This window comes from Micromonospora sp. NPDC049275, assembly GCF_043197115.1.
Taxonomy (GTDB): domain Bacteria; phylum Actinomycetota; class Actinomycetes; order Mycobacteriales; family Micromonosporaceae; genus Micromonospora.
In genome coordinates this window covers 762611-784442 of record NZ_JBICSN010000003.1, presented here as the reverse complement: position 1 = coordinate 784442, position 21832 = coordinate 762611, and the positions used below count along the sequence as shown (strand labels likewise).

At 73.0% G+C, this 21832-nt stretch carries 14 protein-coding genes; 7 read left to right on the top strand and 7 right to left on the bottom strand.

The window, feature by feature from the left end; genetic code table 11:
- Positions 1 to 107: 107 nt before the first annotated feature.
- Positions 108 to 2462 (bottom strand): putative bifunctional diguanylate cyclase/phosphodiesterase, encoded by a 2355-nt coding sequence (locus ACGFIE_RS14050; RefSeq protein WP_393294660.1) that lies wholly within the window; start codon positions 2460 to 2462, stop codon positions 108 to 110.
- Positions 2463 to 2591: 129 nt separating this feature from the next.
- Here ACGFIE_RS14050 and ilvD point away from each other — a divergent pair, with 129 nt between their 5' ends.
- The gene (gene ilvD / locus ACGFIE_RS14045) at positions 2592 to 4439 is read left to right on the top strand and encodes a dihydroxy-acid dehydratase (RefSeq protein ID WP_393294394.1); all 1848 of its coding nucleotides are present in this window, start codon (positions 2592 to 2594) and stop codon (positions 4437 to 4439) included.
- Between the two features lie 195 nt (positions 4440 to 4634).
- Here ilvD and ACGFIE_RS14040 read toward each other — a convergent pair whose 3' ends face one another.
- On the bottom strand, positions 4635 to 4835 hold the full coding sequence (locus ACGFIE_RS14040) for a hypothetical protein (protein ID WP_393294391.1): 201 nt from the start codon (positions 4833 to 4835) through the stop codon (positions 4635 to 4637).
- A 99-nt stretch (positions 4836 to 4934) separates the two neighbouring features.
- On the opposite strand from ACGFIE_RS14040, the gene ACGFIE_RS14035 reads away from it, so the two are divergent.
- Positions 4935 to 5348, top strand: a complete 414-nt coding sequence (locus ACGFIE_RS14035) for a hypothetical protein (protein ID WP_393294389.1) — start codon at positions 4935 to 4937, stop codon at positions 5346 to 5348.
- Here the strand turns inward: ACGFIE_RS14035 and ACGFIE_RS14030 are convergent.
- Positions 5326 to 7728, bottom strand: a complete 2403-nt coding sequence (locus ACGFIE_RS14030) for a glycoside hydrolase family 2 protein (protein WP_393294658.1) — start codon at positions 7726 to 7728, stop codon at positions 5326 to 5328. The two genes, ACGFIE_RS14035 and ACGFIE_RS14030, sit on opposite strands and share 23 nt — an antisense overlap.
- Before the next feature lie 155 nt (positions 7729 to 7883).
- On the opposite strand from ACGFIE_RS14030, the gene ACGFIE_RS14025 reads away from it, so the two are divergent.
- Positions 7884 to 8903, top strand: coding sequence for a LacI family DNA-binding transcriptional regulator (locus ACGFIE_RS14025; RefSeq protein ID WP_393294387.1), 1020 nt, complete (start codon positions 7884 to 7886; stop codon positions 8901 to 8903).
- A gap of 6 nt (positions 8904 to 8909) precedes the next feature.
- On the opposite strand, the gene ACGFIE_RS14020 is transcribed toward ACGFIE_RS14025, so the two are convergent.
- On the bottom strand, positions 8910 to 11354 hold the full coding sequence (locus tag ACGFIE_RS14020; protein ID WP_393294385.1) for an EAL domain-containing protein: 2445 nt from the start codon (positions 11352 to 11354) through the stop codon (positions 8910 to 8912).
- A 215-nt stretch (positions 11355 to 11569) separates the two neighbouring features.
- Between ACGFIE_RS14020 and ACGFIE_RS14015 the strand changes: the two genes are divergently transcribed.
- Complete coding sequence (locus tag ACGFIE_RS14015) at positions 11570 to 11962, top strand: PH domain-containing protein (protein WP_393294383.1); 393 nt, start codon at positions 11570 to 11572, stop codon at positions 11960 to 11962.
- Here ACGFIE_RS14015 and ACGFIE_RS14010 read toward each other — a convergent pair.
- Positions 11956 to 12882, bottom strand: coding sequence for a 2-hydroxyacid dehydrogenase (locus tag ACGFIE_RS14010; RefSeq protein ID WP_393294381.1), 927 nt, complete (start codon positions 12880 to 12882; stop codon positions 11956 to 11958). The two genes, ACGFIE_RS14015 and ACGFIE_RS14010, sit on opposite strands and share 7 nt — an antisense overlap.
- 187 nt (positions 12883 to 13069) lie before the next feature.
- Here ACGFIE_RS14010 and ACGFIE_RS14005 point away from each other — a divergent pair, with 187 nt between their 5' ends.
- The 3 genes from ACGFIE_RS14005 to ACGFIE_RS13995 all read left to right on the top strand — a co-directional run bounded on the left by ACGFIE_RS14005 (position 13070) and on the right by ACGFIE_RS13995 (position 17764).
- Entirely contained in the window at positions 13070 to 14887 is a 1818-nt protein-coding gene (locus tag ACGFIE_RS14005; protein ID WP_393294379.1) for a SpoIIE family protein phosphatase, read from the top strand.
- A 71-nt stretch (positions 14888 to 14958) separates the two neighbouring features.
- Positions 14959 to 16131 carry a PQQ-dependent sugar dehydrogenase gene (locus tag ACGFIE_RS14000; RefSeq protein ID WP_393294377.1) on the top strand — a complete coding sequence of 391 codons (1173 nt, stop codon included), beginning with the start codon at positions 14959 to 14961 and terminating at the stop codon, positions 16129 to 16131.
- Between the two features lie 61 nt (positions 16132 to 16192).
- Complete coding sequence (locus ACGFIE_RS13995) at positions 16193 to 17764, top strand: metallophosphoesterase (RefSeq protein WP_393294375.1); 1572 nt, start codon at positions 16193 to 16195, stop codon at positions 17762 to 17764.
- Between the two features lie 25 nt (positions 17765 to 17789).
- Here ACGFIE_RS13995 and ACGFIE_RS13990 read toward each other — a convergent pair whose 3' ends face one another.
- Together ACGFIE_RS13990 and gatB are read right to left on the bottom strand one after the other, a co-directional pair.
- On the bottom strand, positions 17790 to 20147 hold the full coding sequence (locus ACGFIE_RS13990) for a pyruvate dehydrogenase (protein ID WP_393294373.1): 2358 nt from the start codon (positions 20145 to 20147) through the stop codon (positions 17790 to 17792).
- A 106-nt stretch (positions 20148 to 20253) separates the two neighbouring features.
- Positions 20254 to 21753 carry an Asp-tRNA(Asn)/Glu-tRNA(Gln) amidotransferase subunit GatB gene (gatB, locus tag ACGFIE_RS13985; protein WP_393294371.1) on the bottom strand — a complete coding sequence of 500 codons (1500 nt, stop codon included), beginning with the start codon at positions 21751 to 21753 and terminating at the stop codon, positions 20254 to 20256.
- Positions 21754 to 21832 lie beyond the last annotated feature (79 nt).

The following is a 21832-nucleotide window of genomic DNA, read 5'->3' as shown; positions in this document are numbered from 1 at the left end:
ACGGCAATAAAAACGGCCCTCGTGCAGATGCACGGGGCCAGCGCACTCTCGATGAGGGAGAGTGCGCTCAGGTAAGTACTCGCAGCGACCGGTACGACGACATGCGGCTAAGCCTGACGCATCTCACGCGATGAGTCAACTGATCCCACATGTTGGTTGACGGAGGGCGGCGAGTCGGCCGACGCCGCGCCGTCACCGGGCGGCATGACCTGCCCGGACCCGCCGGAAACCCGGCGCGGAGCGGGCAGTGGGGCGGGCCGCGCGCCCGGTGAGGTGGCCGCCTCCAGCATCGCCTCCAGGTGCTCGGCCGGCACTCCCCAGCCGAACAGCGCGCCCTGCCCGAACCGGCAGCCCGCGGCGACCACAGCGGCCAACTCGGTAGGGGTGGTCACCCCCTCGGCGATGACCTCCAGGCCCAACTGGTGGCCCAACCGCATGACGATGTCGACCATGGGCGCGAACGCCGGGCCGTCCTGGCCCACCGGACGCACCGGCTCGTGCTCGGCGACCAGGCTGTGGTCGATCTTCAGGATGTCGATCGGCAGTCGGCGCAGCTGCCCCAGCGACGAGTAACCGGCGCCGAAGTCGTCGAGCGCGATCCGTACGCCGGTCAGCCGCAACGCGGTCAGTCGCCGGATCAGCTCGTCCAGGTCGGTGGCGACCGCGTGCTCGGTGACCTCCAGCACCAGCCGCTGCGGCGGCACGTGGTGGGCGCGCAGAGCCTCGGCGACCTGGACCACGTACTCCGGGGCGTGCAGCTCGCGCGGCGAGACGTTCACCGAGACCCAGACGTCGTGCCCGTCGGCAAGCCACCGGGAGAGCTGGTAGCAGGCCTGGTGCAGCACCCACGCCCCGAGGGTGGCGATCATCCCGCACTCCTCGGCGAGCGGGATGAACTCGTCCGGGCGGATGTTGCCCAGCTCGGGGTGGCGCCAGCGCAGCAGCGCCTCGGCGCCGACCGGCCGCACCGACGGCAGCGACGCCACCGGCTGGAAGGCCAGCCGCAGCTCGTCGCGCTCGATCGCACCCCGCAGCTCGTGCTCCAGCGTGGTGCGGCGGCGCAGCAACTGGTCGTACGCGGCGTCGTAGCGCTCGATCCGGTTCTTGCCGCGTTGCTTGGCGTAGCGCAGCGCCAGGTCTGCGTGGCGGAGCAGCAGCTCCACGTCCGGTTCGCCGGCCCACCCGGCCACGCCGATGCTCACGGACAGGAAGACCGGGCCCTCCGGCTGGTCGTACGGCCGGTTGAGCACGCCGAGCAGCCGCTCGGCCACCCGGTCCGCCTCGGCCGGCCGGGCCGGCATGAGCACGGCGAACTCGTCGCCGCCGAGCCGCGCCGCCACGTCGCCCGGGCGCAGGTTGCCGCGCAGCCGGCGGCCCACCTCGGCCAGCACGGCGTCGCCCACGTCGTGGCCCCGCATGTCGTTGACGTTCTTGAAGCCGTCCAGGTCCAGACCGAGCAGGACGCACGGGGTGCCGGCCTCGGCGCCGTCGTGCAGCGCCCGCAGCAGCCCCCGCCGGTTGGCCAGCGACGTCAGCGGGTCGGTGTGCGCCAGCTCGCGGAAGTGCGCCTCCCGCTCGGCCAGCCGGCCGGCGTAGTCCCGGACGTCCTTGAGGGTGAGGTACTGCCGGGCCACCAGGGCGAAGCCCTCCACGCTGCCGGCGACGATGGCCGGCGCAGTGAACCGCCCGTCCTGGAGCAGGTGGTACATCGCCGAGGCCGCCATGGCCAGCATCGGGGCGATGGCGTACTCGCCGTCGCGACCGATCAGGTCCAGCTCGACGTGCCCGGGCCGGTCGGCCTGGTAGACGGCGAGCGCGACGGTCAGCAGGCCGGCGGCCAGCACCGCGGCGCCGGCGAGCGCCAAGGTCGGCCCCGCCTGGCAGAGCCCCGCGCTGAGGCCCAGCCCGCCGCAGCTCACCGCGCTGATCCCGGCCGCGAGCACGGCCAGCCGCTGACGCGGGGCGGCGGCCCGGAAGACGACGATCACGGCGAGGCCGGCGCCGAGCGCCGCGCTCACAGTCGCCACCAGGATCGCCGGACAGGCCATCGGGGTGGCGTCGCCGAGCAGCCGGGTCGGCTCCGAGAAGAACACCCAGCCGACGAACCAGAGCGCCGCCGCCATGGTCAGACCGTCCAGGGCGAGCCGGGCGGTCCCCGCGGCGGTGGCGGCGACCCCCGGCAGTCGGAGCAGCCCGGCCGCGAAGGCCAACCCGCTCACCGCCGTGCCGATCGCCGCCACGGTGGCCCAGCCGGTGCGCTGCCCCTGCTCGTGGACCCAGTGGTCGCTCGTCGAGAGCACGGCCACCAGCCCGACCAACAGACTGGCCAGGGACGTCCCGGCGGCCGCCGCGAGCAGCAGGTGCGCCGGGCGGCGCGGCCCGCTGCGTCGCCGGGCGACAATGGTCAGCAGCACGGTCGCCGCGGCGGCGACCACGCCGCTCAGCGCCGCGACGGCGACCATGCCCGGGGGGAGATGCACGCCATCAAGAGTGCCGGATGAGCGCACGCCGTGGGAGACCGGATGTGCATCTGTTGGGACACGGCGGATACTCCGGATGCCTGACGCGGTGGCGGTGTCATGCTGGTACGCATGCCTGAGCTGCGATCGAGGACGTCCACACACGGTCGGACGATGGCCGGCGCCCGGGCCCTCTGGCGGGCCACCGGGATGACCGACGACGATTTCGGCAAGCCGATCGTCGCCATCGCCAACAGTTTCACCCAGTTCGTGCCGGGTCACGTCCACCTGAAGGACATGGGCGGTCTGGTCGCCGACGCGGTGGCCGAGGCCGGTGGCGTCGGCCGGGAGTTCAACACGATCGCTGTCGACGACGGCATCGCCATGGGCCACGGCGGCATGCTCTACTCCCTGCCCAGTCGGGAGTTGATCGCCGACGCGGTGGAGTACATGGTCAACGCACACTGCGCCGACGCCCTGGTCTGCATCTCGAACTGCGACAAGATCACCCCGGGCATGCTGCTGGCCGCGCTGCGCCTCAACATCCCTACCGTCTTCGTCTCCGGCGGCCCCATGGAGGCCGGCAAGACGGCGGCGATCGAGGGCGTCGTCCACAGCAAGATCGACCTGATCGACGCGATGATCGCCTCCTCGAACGAGGCGGTCACCGACGACCAGCTCGGCGAGATCGAACGCTCCGCCTGCCCCACCTGCGGCTCCTGCTCGGGGATGTTCACCGCCAACTCGATGAACTGCCTCACCGAGGCGATCGGGCTCGCGCTGCCCGGCAACGGTTCGACGCTTGCCACCCACGCCGCGCGCCGGTCGCTCTTCGTCGAGGCCGGCCGCACCGTCGTGGAGATCTCCAAGCGGTGGTACGACGGTGACGACGACTCGGTGCTCCCCCGTACCGTCGCCTCCAAGGCCGCCTTCGAGAACGCGGTCGCCCTGGACGTGGCGATGGGCGGCTCCACCAACACGGTGCTGCACCTGCTCGCCGCCGCCCGCGAGGCGGAACTGGACTTCGGCGTCGCCGAGATCGACGCCATCTCCCGGCGGGTCCCGTGCCTCGCCAAGGTCGCCCCGAACTCCCCGAAGTACCACATGGAGGACGTGCACCGCGCCGGTGGCATCCCGGCGATCCTCGGCGAGCTGGACCGCGCCGGGCAGCTCAACCGCGACGTGCACGCCGTGCACTCCCCCTCGCTGGCCCAGTGGCTCACCGACTGGGACGTGCGGGGCGGCTCACCGACGCCGACGGCTGTCGAGCTGTTCCACGCCGCACCCGGCGGGGTGCGTACCGTCGAACCGTTCTCCACCACCAACCGCTGGTCGTCGCTGGACACCGACGCCGCCGAGGGCTGCATCCGCGACCGCGAGCACGCATACTCCGCCGACGGCGGTCTCGCCATCCTGCACGGCAACCTGGCCCCCGAGGGCTGCGTCGTGAAGACGGCGGGCGTGCCGGACGACTGCCTGACCTTCCGCGGCCCGGCGAAGGTGTACGAGTCGCAGGACGACGCGGTCACCGCGATCCTCGCCAAGCAGGTCGTCGCCGGCGACGTCGTGGTGATCCGCTACGAGGGGCCGAAGGGTGGCCCCGGCATGCAGGAGATGCTCTACCCCACCTCGTTCCTCAAGGGTCGCGGGCTGGGCCGCTCCTGCGCGCTGCTCACCGACGGCCGCTTCTCCGGCGGCACGTCCGGCCTGTCCATCGGGCACGTCTCCCCCGAGGCCGCCTCCGGCGGTCTGATCGCCCTGGTCCGCGAGGGCGACGAGGTCGTCGTCGACATCCCGGGCCGGTCGATCTCCCTGAACGTCGCGGAGGACGAGCTGGAGGCGCGACGCGTCGCCGAGGAGAAGCGCGACAAGCCGTACACCCCTACCGACCGGCAGCGGCCGGTGTCGGCGGCGCTGCGCGCGTACGCCTCGATGGCCACCTCGGCCAGCGACGGCGCCTACCGCCGCGTCCCGGAGTAACCACCGGGGCCGCCGCGCCCCATGATCAACACGACTTCGCCGATATCGCGGCATCAAGTCCACTCGGACACCGCGATATCGGCGATCTCGTGTCGATCAGGCCTCACGCCAAGCGGAGATCACGCAGGTCGAGGCCGAGTGCGAGCCGCAGCAGCTCGGCCAGCGGCGGTGCGTCGGGAGGTGCCGCCACCACGATCAGGCGGCGGCGGCAGTGCCGCGCCCGGCACCGCGCACGTGCTCTCCGACCGGATCGGCTCCGGCCCAGGGCAGGGTGACGTACCCGTCGCGCAGGTCCCGGTCGACGTCGAGCCCGCCGTCCGCGTCGCGGAGGTCCTCGGGCCGCGCGCCGACGACGGCGGACCAGGAGCCCAGTCGGTAGCGGTCGGGTAGCTGCACGACGGGCCGGCCGTCGGCTGGGTGGCGACCAGCGGCGCGACCTCGGGTGTACCGGCCCGCCAGGTCAGGTGCATCGCCCGGTGCCGCAGGTCGGTGACGGTGACCAGCAGGGTTTGGTGCAGGCGATCACCGTCCCGACCGCCGCTCGCGACCGCCCGCATCGCGAGTTCCTGGAGTGGCACCTCGACGAGGTGTATCAAGCATCATGAGGTCCCCGAACTCCAGCCCACCTCTTACCAGCCCTGCGTATTCGCGGATCTTGGACAGTTTCCGTTCGGAACGGAAACTGTCCAAGATCTCATCAATATCGCCGACGGTGCCGGCGTGGTCGCGGCCTCGCGGCCGGCGGTCGTGGTGACGTCCCGGCTCCTCGCGGGTGAGCTCCTCGGCCAGCGCGTCGGCATGCCATCGCTGCTCGATCAACACAAGTTCAGTGATATCGCGGTATCCGGTCGGCTCGGAGACCGCGATATTGGTGAAGTCGTGTGGATCAAGCCGTTGGTAGGTCGTTGACGCAGCGCAGCACCGGGCGGGTGATCAACGCGGCCTCGTCCAGCGGCCCGGCCGCGTGCACCGTGAACGTTGTCGACTCGCCGGGCAGCAGGGTGACCAGGGCTCTGTCCACTGTGGCGGAGTCGTCCAGTCGGTCCGGGAAGAGAGTCAGATCGCGCAGCACCGTCCGGGCCGTGACCCGGACCCGCTGACCGCCGTCACAAGGTTCGACAGTCGCGTCCCAGGCCGCCGCCGGCCAGTCGACGTCCCGGTCCTCGGCGAAGAACCACAGCGCGCGCTCGACCCCCGCCTCGGCGACCAGCAGCTCCCGCCGGGCGTCGTCTGGCCGGGCCAGGTCCGCCGGCAGGGCCAACGGCACCGCGGAGCACGCCGGGACGTCGAGGTCGAGGGAGTTCTTCGCCCGGGGCTCCCCGCCGAGGGTCAGCCGGCTCACCGAGGCCGACGCCTGCCACGGCTCGCCGGTCTCGTTCACCGCGACGAGGGCCAGGCCGCCGTCGCGCGGCTGCACTGTCAACAGCCTGTCGGCGTACGCGTGGCGCAGCGCGTACCACAGGGGTTTGCGGCGGCCGTCGCCGTCGACTGCCGACCAGGAGGTCACCGGCCAGCAGTCGTTGAGCTGCCACACGATGGTGCCGGCGCAGACGTCCCGGTGCGAGCGGAAGTGCTCGACGCCGAGTTGGATGGCCCGCGCCTGGTTGAGTTGTGTGAGGTAGTGCCAGTCGTCGAAGTCGGCCGGGGCGGGCAGGTGCGCGTCCAGGCCGCGCTGGAGTTTGGCGTCACCGCCGGCGGCCTTCTGGTGGTGCGCCATCCCGGGTGAGTCATGCGCGAGCGGCTCGTCGGAGATCGACCGCCGCAGGGTGGCGTACGTCGGTGGTGCCTGGTAGCCGAACTCGGCGACGAAGCGCGGCACGTACTCCCGGTACTTCGTGTAGTCGTCGGTGTTCCACACGTCCCAGATGTGGGTGGTGCCGTGCGCCGGGTCGTTGGGGTGGATCGTCTCGGTGCCCGACCAGGGGCTGCCCGGCCAGTACGGGCGGGTCGGGTCCAGCTCGCCGACGATGCGGGGCAGCATGTCGAGGTAGTAGCCGCGCCCCCAGGTGCGCCCCGCGAGGGGTTCCTGCCAGTCCCAGTCGTGCCAGCCCCAGATGTTCTCGTTGTTGCCGGTCCACAGCACCAGCGACGGGTGGGGCGTCAGCCGGGTCACCTGCTCGGCGGCCTCGGCGGCGACCTCGCTGGCGAACGGCTCCTCCTCCGGGTACGCGGCGCAGGCGAAGAGGAAGTCCTGCTGGACGAGCAGCCCTCGTTCGTCGGCGAGGTCGTAGAAGTCCTCCGACTCGTACCGGCCGCCGCCCCAGACGCGCAACAGGTTGACGTTGGCCCCGATCGCCTGGTCGAACCGGCCGGCGAGCCGGTCCCTGGTGATCCGGGTGGGGAACACGTCGTCGGGGATCCAGTTGACGCCGCGTACGAAGACCGGAACGTCGTTCACCGACAGCACGAACGGGGTGCCGTGCTCGTCGGGTGTGGTGTCCAGCCGCACCGAGCGGAAGCCGACCCGCCGCGACCAGGTGTCCAGGGTGTCGCCGTCCGGGGCGTGCAGGGTCACGTCCAGCGGGTGGAGCGCCTGCTCGCCGTACCCCCGGGGCCACCACAGCGCGGGCTCGCGGACGGTGACTGTCAGTACGGCCGTGCGCTGCCCGGCCGGAACGACGACCTCGGCGTGGGCGTCGGCGACTGTGGCACGGACGGTCAGCGGGACGTGCGCGACCCGCTCGACCTCGACGTGCACCTCGACCCGGCCGTCGCGACCGTCCACGCTGACCAGCGGGCGGACGCCTGCCAGCCGCGCGGCGGACCAGGCGTGCAGGGCGATGTCCTGCCAGATGCCGGCGGTGACCAGGGTGGGCCCCCAGTCCCAGCCGAAGTTGCAGGCCATCTTGCGGATGAAGTGGAACGGCTCCGGGTAGGCGTTCGGCCGGTCGCCCAGCCGCTCCTGCTGCGCCTCGGCGTAGCGGTAAGCGGAGTCGAACCCGACTGCCAGGTCGTTGTCGCCGTCGCGCAGCAGCGCACCGACGTCGAACCGGTAGGAGCGGTGCATGTTCTCGGTACGGCCGACCTCGACCCCGTTGACGCGGATGGTGGCGACGGTGTCCAGGCCGGCGCAGACCAGGTCGACCCGGTCGTGGTCGCCGGCCGGGGCGGAGAAGGTCGTCCGGTATTGCCAGTCGGTGCGCCCGATCCAGGCCAGGGAAAGCTCGTTGTCGTCGAGGTACGGATCGGGGATCAGCCCGGCGTCGAGCAGGTCGGTGTGCACACAACCGGGCACGGTCGCCGGCACGGACCGACCGACGACCTCCGCCGGCACCTGCGCTGCGGGCATCGCCCGCACGGTCCAGCCGTCGTAGAGTCCCTGTCGGCTCACGATGTCACCGCACCTTCTGCATCGAAAGATGCCTACTGAACCGGATAAGCTGAGCAACCGTACGGTTCGGATTTCGGGACTGTCAACGGCACCAGAGACCAAGGAGCACGCCGGTGAAGCGGCCGACCATCGCGGACGTCGCGCGTCGCGCCGGCGTGTCCAAGGGCGCCGTGTCGTACGCGCTGAACGGGCAGCCCGGCGTCTCGGCGGCCACCCGGGAACGCATCCTCGCCATCGCCACCGAGATCGGGTTCAGCCCGAGCAGCGCCGCGCGGGCGCTCTCCGCCGCCACGGCCGGCGCGGTCGGCCTGGCCCTGTGCCGGCCCGCCCGGACACTTGGCGTCGAGCCGTTCTTCATGGCGCTGATCAGCGGCGTGGAGGCCGAACTCTCGGCCCGCTCGTACGCGCTGACCCTCCAGGTGGTGGCCGACCACGACGCCGAGATCGCGGTGTACCGGCGCTGGTGGGGCGAGCGCCGGGTCGACGGGGTGCTCGTCTGCGACCTGCGCACCGACGACAGCCGCATCCCCGCCCTGCACCAGCTTCAACTGCCGGCCGTGGTGATCGGCGGGCCGGGCGGCACCGGCGAGCTGGCAAGCCTCTGGTCGGACGACGCGGCGGCGCTGACCGAGGCGGTGGAGTACCTGGTGGCGCTGGGCCACCGCCGCATCGCCCGGGTCGGCGGCCTGCCCGACCTGCTGCACACCGAGATCCGTACCGACGCCTTCGCGGGGGTGTGCCGGCGACTCGGCCTGGCCGACGCGGTCACCGTCTTCTCCGACTACAGCGGCGAGGAGGGTGGGCGGGCCACCCGCCGCCTGCTCAGCTCCGCCACGAGGCCCACCGCCGTCATCTACGACAACGACGTGATGGCAGTCGCCGGGCTCTCGGTCGCCCAGGAAATGGGCCTCAATGTGCCGGACGATCTGTCCATCGTGGCCTGGGACGACTCCCCGCTGTGCCGGCTGGTGCACCCGCCCCTGACGGCGCTGGGCCGCGACATCCCCGCGTACGGCGCGCACGCCGCCCGCCACCTGCTCGCCGTCATCGCCGGGCAGCCGGCGACGCGGGTGCAGGACGAGAGCCCGCAGCTGACCCCGCGCGGCAGCACGGCACCGCCGCGCGGGAAGTGAACCGGTTCAGCGGGACGTCGAGGGGAACTCCTCGAAGTACGCCTCGACCCGCTCGGCGGTGGCCGGACGGGCCAGCGCGAAGCCCTGCCCGTAGCGGCAGCCGGCCCGACGCGCCCCCTCGACCTGGGTCGCTGACTCCAACTCCTCGGCGACGATCTCCACACCCAGCCGCTCGCCCACGTTGACCACCACGTCGATAAGCGGCGGCTGCCCCGCCGACTGCGCCCCCACCAGCTCGGGGCCCACCTTCAGCAGGTCGATCGGCAGGCGGCGGAGCTGGGCCAGCGAAGCGTGCTCGGCCCGGAAGTCGTCAAGCGCGGTGCGGACGCCCAGCGACCGGAGCCCCGCCAGCCGGGCCACCACTGTCGACAGGTCGGCGGCGATCCTCGGCTCGGCAACCTCCACCACCAGCCGCTCCGGCGACACCCCGTACGCGGCCAGCACCGCCGCGGTGCGGTGCACGAAGTCGGGGGTGGTCAGCTCCCGGGTGGTGACGTTCACCGCCATCCACAGCTCACGGGGGCCCGCCGACCAGCCGGCCAACTGCCGGCAGGCCCGGTCCAGCACCCACCACTCCAACTCGCCGACCAGATCCAGATCCTCGGCGACCGGCAGCAGCTCGGCCGGAAGCACCGTGCCGAGCACCGGGCTGCGCCAGCGCAGCAGCGCCTCGGCGCCCACCGGCTGCCGGTCGGTCAGGTCGAGCACCGGCTGGTAGACCAGGTCCAGCTCACCCCGTGCCACCGCACCGGGCAACTCACGCTCCAGGTCGAGGCGGCGTACCAACTGCTCCTCAAGGAACGCGTCGTACCACTCGACCCGGTCCCGGCCCAGTTGCACCGCCCGCCGCCGGGCCAGCTCGGCCTGACGGAGCACGTCGGCGGGCCCAGCGCCACCCACCTCGGCGAGCCCGATGCTCACCTGCACGCGCAGCACCGACCCGGCCAGCTGGTACGGCGGGGTGAGCGCGGCCAGCAGCCGGGTGCCCAACGCGTACGCCACCACCGGCCCGGCGCCGGTGACCACCGCGAAGCCGGTGCCGGTGCAGCCGGTCACCAGGTCGCCGGGCCCGACCGCCGCGCGGACCCGCAGGACCGCCTCGGCCAGCACATCCTCCCGCGCCACCGGGCCCAGCCCGTCCGCGCCGTGCAGCTCCACCAGCAGCAGCGAACCGGCCGGCGCCGGGACGTCGCCGATGGCGGCGAGAGCGTCCAGCAGCGCCGCCCGGTCCCCTACCGAACCGGACCGGTGGTCGACCGCCGACCAGGCGACGCCCGCGTCGGGCCAGGCCGTGTCGGCAGCGGTCGTGGCGCCGATGCCACCGGTCGGAGGCCAGAGACCGTCGACGCCGCGGGCGGCGGTTCCGCCAGCGTCGGAGGGCCACGCCGCGGCGACTGGGCTCTGGTCCGATCGGGGCGACACGGAGGCAGCGTCGGACCGCGGTGGTTGCGCCGCGCGCCGACGCCGGACCGCGCGGTCGGCGCGGCGGCGGTGCGCGGCGTGCCGCTCGGGGACGCCCGCGTCACCGCCGCGCAGCAACTCCCGCAGGACCAGCGGTGGCACCGCCGCCAGGGCGAGCAGCACGCTCGTCCGGTCCGGAGTGCGGCCCGCTCCCAGGTGCAGACCCGCCGCGAGCAGCAGCACCGACGCCGGGAGCACCACCTGTGGCCAGGTCACGGCGGGCGGGCCGGCAGCCGGTTGCGCACCGGCCGTCGTCACCGCGGTCGTCGCCCCCCGTGCGGTCAACAGCATCCCGAGCACCAGCGGCGGCACCGCCAGCAGCGCCGCCCGGCCCGTCGGCGCGGGCGGCAGGATCGTCAGCAGCGCCAGCCCGATCACTGTGAGAAGGACGCCCCCCCGGCAGATCGCGTCGCCCGAGCGCCGCCCGGACCCGGTGAACGCGCTGAGCGCGGCCATGCCCAGCCCTGCGAGTGCCAGCGCCGCGACCAGCCGGGCCGGCGGAGGCAGGGTGTCGGGCGGGAGCAGCAACCAGCCGGCGAGGGTCAGACCGACAGTCGGCCCGGCCGCCTCGACCAGCCCCCGCAGTCGCGCCGTTCGGGGCGGCCGAATCGGGCCTCGACGCAGCCCGGCCACGGACAGGACGGCCACTGTCAACGAACCGAGCAGCGCGGCGGCGCGGTGCCCGGCGTCGACGAGCGGCAGAGCGGCGGCGACGCAGCCGGCCGTCACCACCGCCGCGTCGAGCAGCACGGCCGCCGTCCGCCATGACGGGTCGTCCGACGCCGGGTCGCTGGGTCGACGGCTGGTCAGCCGGGAGAGTCGTACGCCGGCGAGGGTGGCGCCCGCGCCGCCGGACAACGCGATCACCACCGGGGGCGGGACCAGATCGGCGGCCCCGGCGACGACGAGCAGCGCCACGGCCGTGGACACGGCGACCTCCGGGGCCGCCCGGCGGGGAATGAGAACACGGAACGGGTACGCGAGGAGCACGGCGGTCGCCTTCGTGAGGGGGCACGGGGCGGTGCGGCGGTGCGGGGCGGCGGACGTTGCTGGTCCACTGCCCAACCGGAAAAAACGACCGGCGACCAGATTGGTTACGCGTCGGTCATCGAAACGGAACAGTGACCCGTATCACTGTACGGCGTCCGGGTGCCGCGGCGCCGCCCGCCGCGACCCTCGCCGACCAGGAGTGGGATCATCGCCTGGTGAGTACGCCCGACACCGTCCGCTTCCGGTACAACCAAGCGATCCTGGCCGCCGCCGTCATCGCCTTCATCGGCGCCCTGCCGCTTGCCAACGCCCGGGCGTACCTACTGCCGGTGCTGCTCGTCCCCCTCGCCGTCGGGGTGTGGGCCTGGCGGGCCGGCACCGACGCCGACTCCCGCGAGCTGCGCCTGCGGGCGCTGTTCGGACAACGTCGGATCGGCTGGGACCGGGTCGCCGAGCTGGCCACCGACGCGCGCGGGCGGGCGGTGGCCCGCCTCGACGACGGCCAGCAGGTCGGTCTTCCGGCGGTACGCGGCACCGACCTGCCCCGACTGGTCTCGGCCACCGGCCAGACACTGCCCGACGACGCCGCCGAAACACCCGGTCAGTAGCCGTCGACCACCGTGTTGATCAGCGGCTGACCGGCGGCGAACCGCCTGACCTGGTCGCCGACCAGCCGGTACGCCCGCGGCAGCAGCCCGCGCACCGACCCGGCCACGTGCGGGGTGAGCAGCACGTTCGGCATCGTCCACAGCGGGGATTCGGCGGGAAGCGGCTCCGGGTCGGTGACGTCCAACGCGGCCGAGATCCGGCCGGTGGCCAGTTCGGCGACGAGCGCCTCGGTGCGGGCCACCGGACCACGGGACGCGTTGACGAGCAGCGCCCCGTCGGGCATCGCGGCCAGGAAGTCCTCGTCGATCAGGCCACGGGTCTGTTCGGTGAGCGGCACCAGCACCACCACCACGTCGGCGTCGGGCAGCAGCCGGGGCAGCTCCGCCACCCCGTGCACCCCCTGCTCCGGTCGGGCCGTCCGGGCGACCAGGGTGAAGCTCACCTCGAACGGGGCGAGCCGGTCCCGTACCGCCGTGCCGATCGAGCCGGCCCCGACGATCAGCACCCGCTTGCCGGTCAGCTCGTCGGTGGGCGCGTGGCCGTCGTACGCCCACCGCCGCTCGGCCTGCGCGCGGGCGAAGGCTCCGAAGGCGCGCAGCTGGGCCAGGATCGCGGTGACCACCCACTCGGCGGTGGACGGGTCGTGCACGCCCCGGGCGTCGCAGAGCGTGACCCCGTCCGGCATCCGGCCGACCCAGGCGTCGGCCCCGGCGGAGAGTAGCTGCACCACCTCCAGATCGGGCAGCTCGCCCAGCAACGCGGTCGCGTCCGACCCGCTCAGGAACGGCGGTACCCAGAAACGGACGTCAGCCGGGGCGGACGGCAACCGGCCGGCGTGTTCGGCGACCTCCACCGTCACGCCCGGAGGCAGCTCGCCGACGAGGTTCAGGCCGGCCTGATGCGGAATCCATACCTTCACGTCCGCCGACGATAGCCGTCGGCGCGACGGCCGGTGCGGGCACGGCGGCGAACCGGCGTCACGGGGGATGGCGCGCGGCGGCGGGGCGGGCGAGACTCGGCACACCGATGTTCGGTCCCGACCACGACGAGGTATAACCAAGGGTCGGGGGGCCGGTCGGGCCTCCGCCCCGGCAGACAGGTGCTCGATGACCGACGGCTCCCCCGCCAGCGCGCGACGTTCGATCGCCCCACCTCCGGCGCTCGGTGACGCGGCGCGGCTGCGTGCGCTCGCCGACACGGGTCTGGACGCCGTACCGGACGAGGCGTTCGACCGCTTCGCCCGACTGGTCAGCGACCTGCTGGAGGTGCCTGTCGCGCTGGTCTCCCTGGTCTCCGCCGACCGACAGTTCTTTCCGGGGGCGGTCGGTCTGCCGGAGCCGTGGTCGCAGCGGCGGCAGACCCCGCTGAGCCACTCGTTCTGCCAGCACGTGGTGGACATCGAGGTGCCGATGGTGCTGCCGGACGCCCGGCTCTACCCCCGGGTCCGCGACAACCTGGCCATCGACGACCTCGGCGTCGTCGCGTACGCCGGGATGCCGTTGACCGACCTCTCGGGCCGGGTGCTCGGCTCGCTGTGCGCCATCGACAACAAACCCCGGGCGTGGACCGCCGGCCAGCTACGGACGCTTGCCGACCTCGCCGCCGCCTGCTCGTCGGAGCTGCGACTGCGGATCGCGCTGGACGGAGCGCAGGAGGCGCGTCGTCGGATCGTCCGGGCGCACCAGCGACTGGAGCTGCTGGCCGGTGTGAGCGAGACGCTCGCCGGCACGCTTGACGTCGGCACGTCGCTGCGCCGGCTCGCCGCCACCATGGTGCCGCTGCTCGCCGACTGGTGCCTGCTCACCCTGGTCGGGCCGTCCGGGCAGCCCCGGGAGGTGGTCGCGGTGCACCGCGACCCGGCCCGCACGCCGGACGTCGACCGCTTCGCCGAACTGCTGCGTACCGGGCTGAGTCAAGAGTCGATCATCCGGGCGGTGCTGCGCACCGGCCAGCCGCGCCTCGGGGGCGTGGCGTCGCTGGCCGACGTGGCCCGGGGCACCACCGATCCGGAGATGGCGGCGATCGCCGAGCGGCTGGGCATCGCCTCCTACCTCAGCGTTCCGGTCCGGGCCGTCGGGGGCACCGTGCTGGGCGCGATCACCCTGGTCAACGCCCCCGACCGTCAGCAGTTCGACGACCGTGACCTGCTCACCGCCGTGGACATCGGCCGCCGGGCCGGCCAGGCCGTCGGCAACAGCTCGATGTACGGGGAGCAGCGGCACGTCGCCGAGGTCCTGCAACACAGCATGCTGCCGCGGCTGCCGCTGGTGCCGGAACTGGAGCTGACCGCCCGCTACCAGCCGGCGGCCGACCGGGTGGAGGTGGGCGGCGACTGGTACGACGCCTTCGTGCAGCCCGACGGGGACGTGATCGCGGCGATCGGGGACGTGGCCGGGCACGACATCGAGGCGGCGGCGACCATGGGCCAGCTACGCAACCTGGTACGCGGCAACGCGTTCGGCCGGCCGGACGCGGTCGGAGCGCTGATGAGCCACCTGGACAACGCCATCCGTGGCCTGCGACTGCCCATCGCGGCCACCGCGACGCTCGTGCGCATCTGCGGCGAACGCTCCGGCGTCCGCGAGGTGACCTGGTGCAACGCCGGGCACCCGCCGGCCCTGGTGGTCCGCGCGGGCGGTGCGGTGGAGGTCCTCGAGGCGACGCCGGAGCCGCTGCTCGGCCTTGCCCGACCGTCGGTACGCACCAGCCGGTCGACAAGCCTGGCCACCGGCGACACGCTGCTGCTCTACACCGACGGGCTGATCGAGCGCCGGGACCGGTCCATCGACGACGGGCTCGCCGAGTTGGTGCACCGGTTGACCGGCACCGACACGGTGCCCCTCGACGACCTGTGTGACCTGCTGCTCGCCTCGATCCAACACCGCGAGGACGACACGGCGCTGCTGGCCGTCCGGGTCCGCTGAACGGTTCGGGCGCGAGCCGTGGCCCATCTGTCGGGCCCGACCGGGCCGTCCGGCGGGCTACCCTGGGCCGGGTGAGAGCCCGTCTCCCGTACCCTCGCGTCCGCCGCCTCCGGGTGGTCCTCGCGGCGTCCTGCGCGGCGCTGCTGCTCGCCTCGGGTTGCAGTTTCGGCGAGCCGGAGCCGGACCCGGCGGGTGAGCCGCCGAACCTGCCGACCCCGTCGGCGTCGGCGAGCCCCGGCGGTGCCGGCCAGCAGGCGGTGGCGACAGTCCTGGCCAAGGGGCTGCGGGTGCCGTGGGCCATCGCGTTCCTGCCCGACGGCGGCGCGCTGGTCACCGAACGGGACAGCGGCCGGATACTCCAGGTCGGCCCGGAGTCCGGCCCGGACGGGCTGCGCGTCCGGGTGGTACAGACGATCAGCGACGTGGCGGCGGCGGGCGAGGGCGGGCTGCTCGGCATCGCCGTCTCCCCCGGCTACGCCCGGGACCGGACGGTCTTCGTCTACTACACGGCCGAGCAGGACAACCGGGTTGCCCGCCTGCAACTCGGCGGGCAACCCACAGCGATCCTCACCGGCATCCCGAAGGCGAACGTGCACAACGGCGGCGGGTTGGGCTTCGGCCCGGACGGGCAGCTCTACGTCAGCACCGGCGACGCGGGCCAGCGTCCCAACGCGCAGAACGTGAAGAGCCTCGGCGGCAAGATCCTGCGGATCACCGCCGACGGAAAGCCCGCCCCGGGCAACCCGTACCCGGGCTCCCCGGTCTGGTCGCTGGGTCACCGCAACGTGCAGGGCTTCGCCTGGGACGGCGCCAAGCGGATGTACGCCGTGGAGTTCGGCCAGAACACCTGGGACGAGATCAACCAGATCACCAAGGGCGGCAACTACGGCTGGCCGGAGGTCGAGGGGCGGGCCGGCGACAAGCGGTACACCGACCCGATCACGCAGTGGGCGACCTCGGACGCGTCCTGCTCCGGGCTGGCCGCGACGGATCGGCTGCTGGTGACCGGGTGCCTGCGCGGCAAGCGGCTCTGGGTGATGGAGCTGACCGACACCGGCACGCTGCTCGGGCAGCCCAGCGAGCTGCTCACCAACCGCTACGGCCGGCTGCGTGCGGTGGCCGCCGCGCCGGACGGGTCGCTCTGGGTGAGCACCTCCAACCACGACGGGCGGGGTGAACCGGCGGCCGACGACGACCGCCTCCTGCGGGTGGTCTTCGCCGGCGGCGACGGCGGTCGCAGCTGACAGGCGCCACCTTCCGCGCGGGTTTGCCAAGATCCTCCGACGGGCAGGTCAGAATCTCAGCATGGACGGGCAACGCGACGAGCAGCACGACGACGCCGAGGGCCGGGGCGACCCGGTGACCGGCGGCGAGCCGTCGCGCCCGGCGGGCCGGCGGATCGGCAGGCCCGGTGGACCGGTGCGCCGCACGGGTGTCGTCCTCGCCGTGCTCGTGGTGGCTCTGGCCGGGGCGGTGCTCGGGGTGCTTGCCGGTGGTCGGGTGAACACCGACATCGGGCCGTTCCGGGCCAGCCTCACCCTCTCTCCGGCCACCGAGGGCGGGACGACGATCGACGTGCCGCCACTCGGCGCGCTGCTGCTCGACAGCCACAGCGGGCCGACCCACCTCACCGTGCGGCTGGGCGCGTTGGACCAGGGGCGCACCGAGGCGCTGCTCGACGATCCGGCGAGCATCAGCCGCGCCAGCCAGAGCGCCGTGGAGGACGTCCGCTCCGGGGTGATGCGACTGGGCCTGCGCACCCTCGCCTCGGCGGTGCTTGTCACCCTCATCCTGGCCGGGTTGATCTTCCGCAACGTGCGGCGTACCGCCTGGGCGGGCGGGTTGGCGTTGCTGGTCACCGCCGGCAGCCTCGGCACGGCCGCGGCGACCCTGCGCCCACAGGCGATCGAGGAGCCGCGGTACGAGGGTCTGTTGGTCAACGCGCCCGCCATCGTCGGTGACGCCCGCCGCATCGCCAACGACTACACCAAGTACGCCGAGCAGCTGCAACGCATCGTCGGCAACGTCAGCCAGCTCTACACGACGGTGTCGGCGCTGCCGGTGCTGGAGCCGGCGCCCGGCACCACCCGGGTCCTGCACGTCTCCGACATGCACCTCAATCCGACCGGCTGGCAGCTGATCCGCACGGTGGTCGAGCAGTTCGGCATCGACGTCGTCATCGACACCGGGGACATCACCGACTGGGGCAGCGAGCCGGAGGCGTCCTTCGTCGGCTCGATCAGCCTGCTCAAGAAGCCGTACGTGTTCATCCGTGGCAACCACGACTCGGGCAAGACCGGCGCCGCGGTGGCCCGCCAGCCGAACGCGATAGTGCTGAACAATTCGACCGCCACTGTCGCCGGGCTGACCATCGCCGGCATCGGCGATCCGCGCTTCACCCCGGACAAGAACACCTCGCCGGCCGGCAGCGGCCTGACCCAGGAGGTGGCCGACCAGGTGATCGGCGTCGGCGAGCAGCTCGCCGCGACCGTGCGCAGCTCGCCCCGGCCGGTAAACATCGCGCTGGTGCACGACCCGGCGTCGGCCGGGCCGCTCGCCGGCACCTGCCCGCTGGTGCTGGCCGGGCACACCCACGCCCGGCAGGTCTCCAAGCTGCCGCAGGCGCCCGGCCAGCAGCCCACCGCCCTCTTCGTGGAGGGCTCGACAGGCGGGGCCGGGCTGCGCGGCCTGGAGGGCGAGAAGCCGACCCCGCTGTCGATGACGGTGCTCTACTTCGACCAGCAGAAGATGCTCCAGGCGTACGACGACATCACCGTCGGCGGCACCGGCCAGGCGCAGGTCAACCTGGAACGCCACATCGTGCAGGACCCGAGCGCCGGCGCGTCCGCCTCGGTCACCCCCACCCCGACCCGCTGAGCGCCGGCCGGGGCGTGCGGGGCGGTCAGCGCAGGGCGAGCGCGGCCAGGGCGGCGTTGACGATGCTGCCGGGCAGCAGGTCGTGCAGCTCGTACAGGTCGGCCACACTGCCGGACTGGCCGAACTCGTCCACCCCGAGCGGCACCGCCGGAGCGCCGAGCGCCGACCCGAGCCAGGCCATCGCGTGCGACGCCGCGTCGTGCACGGTCACCACCGGCACCCGGTCGGCGAACGCGGACCGCAGCGCGCCCGGCACGCTGGGCACGGTCGCCGTGCGTACGCCCTGGCGCAGGGTGCGCTGCCACGCCCGGTAGAGCCGGTCCAGCGAGGTCACGTCCACCACGTGCGCGGCGATGCCCTCCTCGGCCAACTCCGCGGCGGCGGCCAACGTCTCGGGCAGCACCGCGCCGGAGGCGGCCAGCTGCACCACCGGGGCGTCGGCCAGGTGCGGGTACGCCTGGTGCGCGTCGACGAGTCGGTACGCCCCGGCGACCACCTGCCGGCGCAGCACCGCGTCGCCGAGCCGGGCCCGCGCCGCCTCGAACGGCGCCTGGTCCAGCGGTCGGGTGCTCAGTCGGAAGTAGTACGCGCCGTCCTCGGTCGGGGCGGCCGTCGCGGCCGGCGCCGCCCCGCCCGCGATCTGCCCGAGCGCGTCACACAGCAGCCAGTCGAGGCTGCCCGCGTACGCCGGTTCGAGGAACGTCACCCCGGGCAGCTCCAGGCCTACCGACGCGGTGATGGTGGACTGGTGGGCGCCGCCCTCGGGGGCGAGGGTGATGCCCGACGGGGTGCCGGCCACCACGAACCGGGAGCCGGAGTACGTGCCGTACAGGAACGCGTCCAGGCCACGCAGCACGAACGGGTCGTAGACGGTGCCCACCGGCAGCAGCGGCTGCCCGGACAGATCCCAGGACAGGCCGAGCTGGCCCAGCAGCAGGAACAGGTTCATCTCCGAGATGCCCAGCTCGATGTGCTGCCCGGAGGGGCTCTCGGTCCAGCGCAGCATCCGGTCCTCGTTCCAGGAACGCTGCTCGGTGGGGGCGAACACCCCGGTCTTGTTGATGAACCCGGCCAGGTTGGTGGAGGTGGCCACGTCCGGGGCGGTGGTCACCAGGTAGCGGCCCACCTCCCGGTCGCGAGCCAGGTCCACAAGCACCCGACCGAAGACCTCCTGCGTGGAGATCGGCTTGTTGGCGCGTACTCCCGTGCTCTCCGGAACGGTGACCCCGAGCGCGCGCTCGCGCGGCGCGCGGGACAGCGCCTCCCGGCGGGCGCCGGCCTGGATGCCGGCGGGTGACGCCGGGTCGAGGCGGTCCCACTCGGTCTCGGCCGTCAGGCCCTGCGCGGCCCGCAGCGCGTCGACCTGCTCGGTGCTGAGCAGCGCCGAGTGGTTGCGCGGATTGCCGGCGATGGGCAGACCCCAACCCTTCACGGTGTATGCGAAGACGACGCTGGGCCGGTCGGTGACCGCGTCGCACTGGGCGTACGCGTCGAGCATCGCCTGAAGGTCGTGCCCGCCCAGGTCGGTGACGAGGGGGCCGAGGTCCTCGTCGCTCACGTGGGCGATCAGTTCGTCGATGCCGGCCGGCGCGCCGTCCAGGAACTGCTTGCGCAGCGCCGGCCCGGCCAACCCGAACAGCGACTGATACTGCTCGTTGGGCATCAGGTCGATCCAGTCGCGCAGCGCCTCACCACCCGGCCGGGCGTACGCCTCGGCGAGCCGGCGACCGTACTTGACCTCCACGACGTGCCAGCCGGCCGCCTCGAACTGACCGCGCCACTGCTTGATCCGGATGCCCGGGACCACCCGGTCCAGCGACTGCCTGTTGAAGTCGACAAGCCACATGACGTTGCCCAGGCCTGTGGTGGTCGGGTCGGCGACCGCCTCCCAGATGTTGCCCTCGTCCAGCTCGGCGTCGCCGATCAGCGCCACGAACCGGGAGTGCGGGCGGGCCCCGAAGTGCGCGTCGACGTAGCGTCGGGTGGCGGCGGCGAAGAGCGGCGCCGCCGCGCCCAGACCCACCGAGCCGGTGGAGAAGTCCACCTCGTCGGGGTCCTTGGTGCGCGACGGGTACGACTGCAGACCGCCCCGGGCCCGCAGCCGGGGCAGGTACGAGCGGTCCAGGTTGCCCAGCAGGTACTGGATGGCGTGGAACACCGGCGAGGCGTGCGGCTTGACGGCGACCCGGTCCTCGGCGTCCAGGTGCGCGAACCACAGGGCGGTCATCGCCGTGACGAGGGAGGCGCTGGACGCCTGGTGGCCGCCGACCTTCACCCCGTCACCGGTGGCCCGGTCGTGGTTGGCGGCGTCCACGATCCGGGTGGCGAGCCAGAGCACCCGCCGCTGGATCTCGTCGAGGACATCGAGGTCGTGCTGGTTCACGGTGGCTCCATCCGGGCGTCGCCGTTGACGCCCTCGCGAGGGGGTTGCGGTGTGCACGGCGAACACCGCTGGCGCGGCACGCGCCAGCGGTGTTCGATCGGGCGGATCAGCCCTGGACGCCGAGGCGCTCCAGGATCAGCTCGCGCAGGGTCTTCGCGTCGGCCTGACCACGGGTGGTCTTCATGACCGCGCCGACGAGGGCGCCGACGGCCGCGACCTTGCCGCTACGGATCTTGTCGGCGATGCCGGGGTTGGCGGCGATCGCCTCGTCCACGGCGGCGGTGAGCGCGCCGGTGTCCGACACGACCTCCAGGCCCCGGCTGGTCATGATCTCGGTGGGCGAACCCTCACCGTCGACCACGCCCTCCAGCACCGTACGGGCCATCTTGTCGTTGAGCTTGCCCGCGTCGACAAGGCCCTGCAGCTCGGCGACCTGCGCGGGGGTGGCACCGATGTCGGCCAGCTCCACGCCGCTCTCGTTGGCCCGACGGGACAGCTCACCAAGCCACCACTTGCGGGCCGCCGCCGGGGTGGTGCCGGCGGCCACGGTGGCCTCGATCAGCTCGACCGCGCCGGCGTTGAGCACCGACTGCATGTCCAGGTCGGACAGGCCCCACTGCTCCTGAAGGCGACGCCTGTGCACCCGGGGCAGCTCCGGCAGGGCGGCCTTCAGCTCGGCGACCCAGGCCGGGTCCGGTGCGATGGGCACCAGGTCCGGCTCGGGGAAGTACCTGTAGTCGGTGGCCGTCTCCTTCGAGCGCCCCGGCGTCGTGTCACCGGTGTCCTCGTGGAAGTGCCGGGTCTCCTGGGTGATCCGACCGCCCGCGTCCAGCACCGACGCCTGCCGCAGCATCTCCGAACGGACGGCCCGCTCCACCGAGCGTAGCGAGTTGACGTTCTTCGTCTCGGTACGCGTGCCCCACTCCTGACCCGGCAGGTTGAGCGAGGTGTTCACGTCACAACGCAGCGAACCCTCCTCCATCCGCACGTCGGAGACGCCGAGGGTGCGGATCACGTCGCGCAGCTCGGCGACGTACGCCTTCGCCACCTCGGGGGCGAGCGCACCGGTGCCCGTGATCGGCTTGGTCACGATCTCGACAAGCGGAATGCCGGCCCGGTTGTAGTCGACGAGCGACTCGGTCGCACCGTGGATGCGGCCGGTGGCGCCGCCGACGTGCAGCGTCTTGCCGGTGTCCTCCTCCAGGTGCACCCGCTCGATCTCGATCCGCACCGTCTCGCCGCCCACCTCGACGTCCAGGTAGCCGTCGACGCAGATCGGCTCGTCGTACTGGCTGATCTGGAAGTTCTTCGGCATGTCCGGGTAGAAGTAGTTCTTCCGGGCGAAGCGGCACCACTCGGCGATCGAGCAGTTCAGCGCCAGGCCGATCCGGATGATCGCCTCGATGGCGGCCTTGTTGGCAACCGGCAACGAGCCGGGCAGGCCCAGGCACACCGGGCAGACCCGGGTGTTCGGCTCGCCACCGAAGTCCGTCGGGCAGCCGCAGAACATCTTGGTGTTCGTGCCCAGCTCGACGTGGGTCTCCAGGCCGATCACCGGTTCGAAGCGCGCGACGACCTCGTCGTACGCGGGCAGTGTCGTGGTCATGAGACGCTCCAGGCGCGATCCGGACAGAACCCGTCCAGCCTAGTGGGGTTGTCCGGCCACGCTTCTCCCGGGTTTCCCG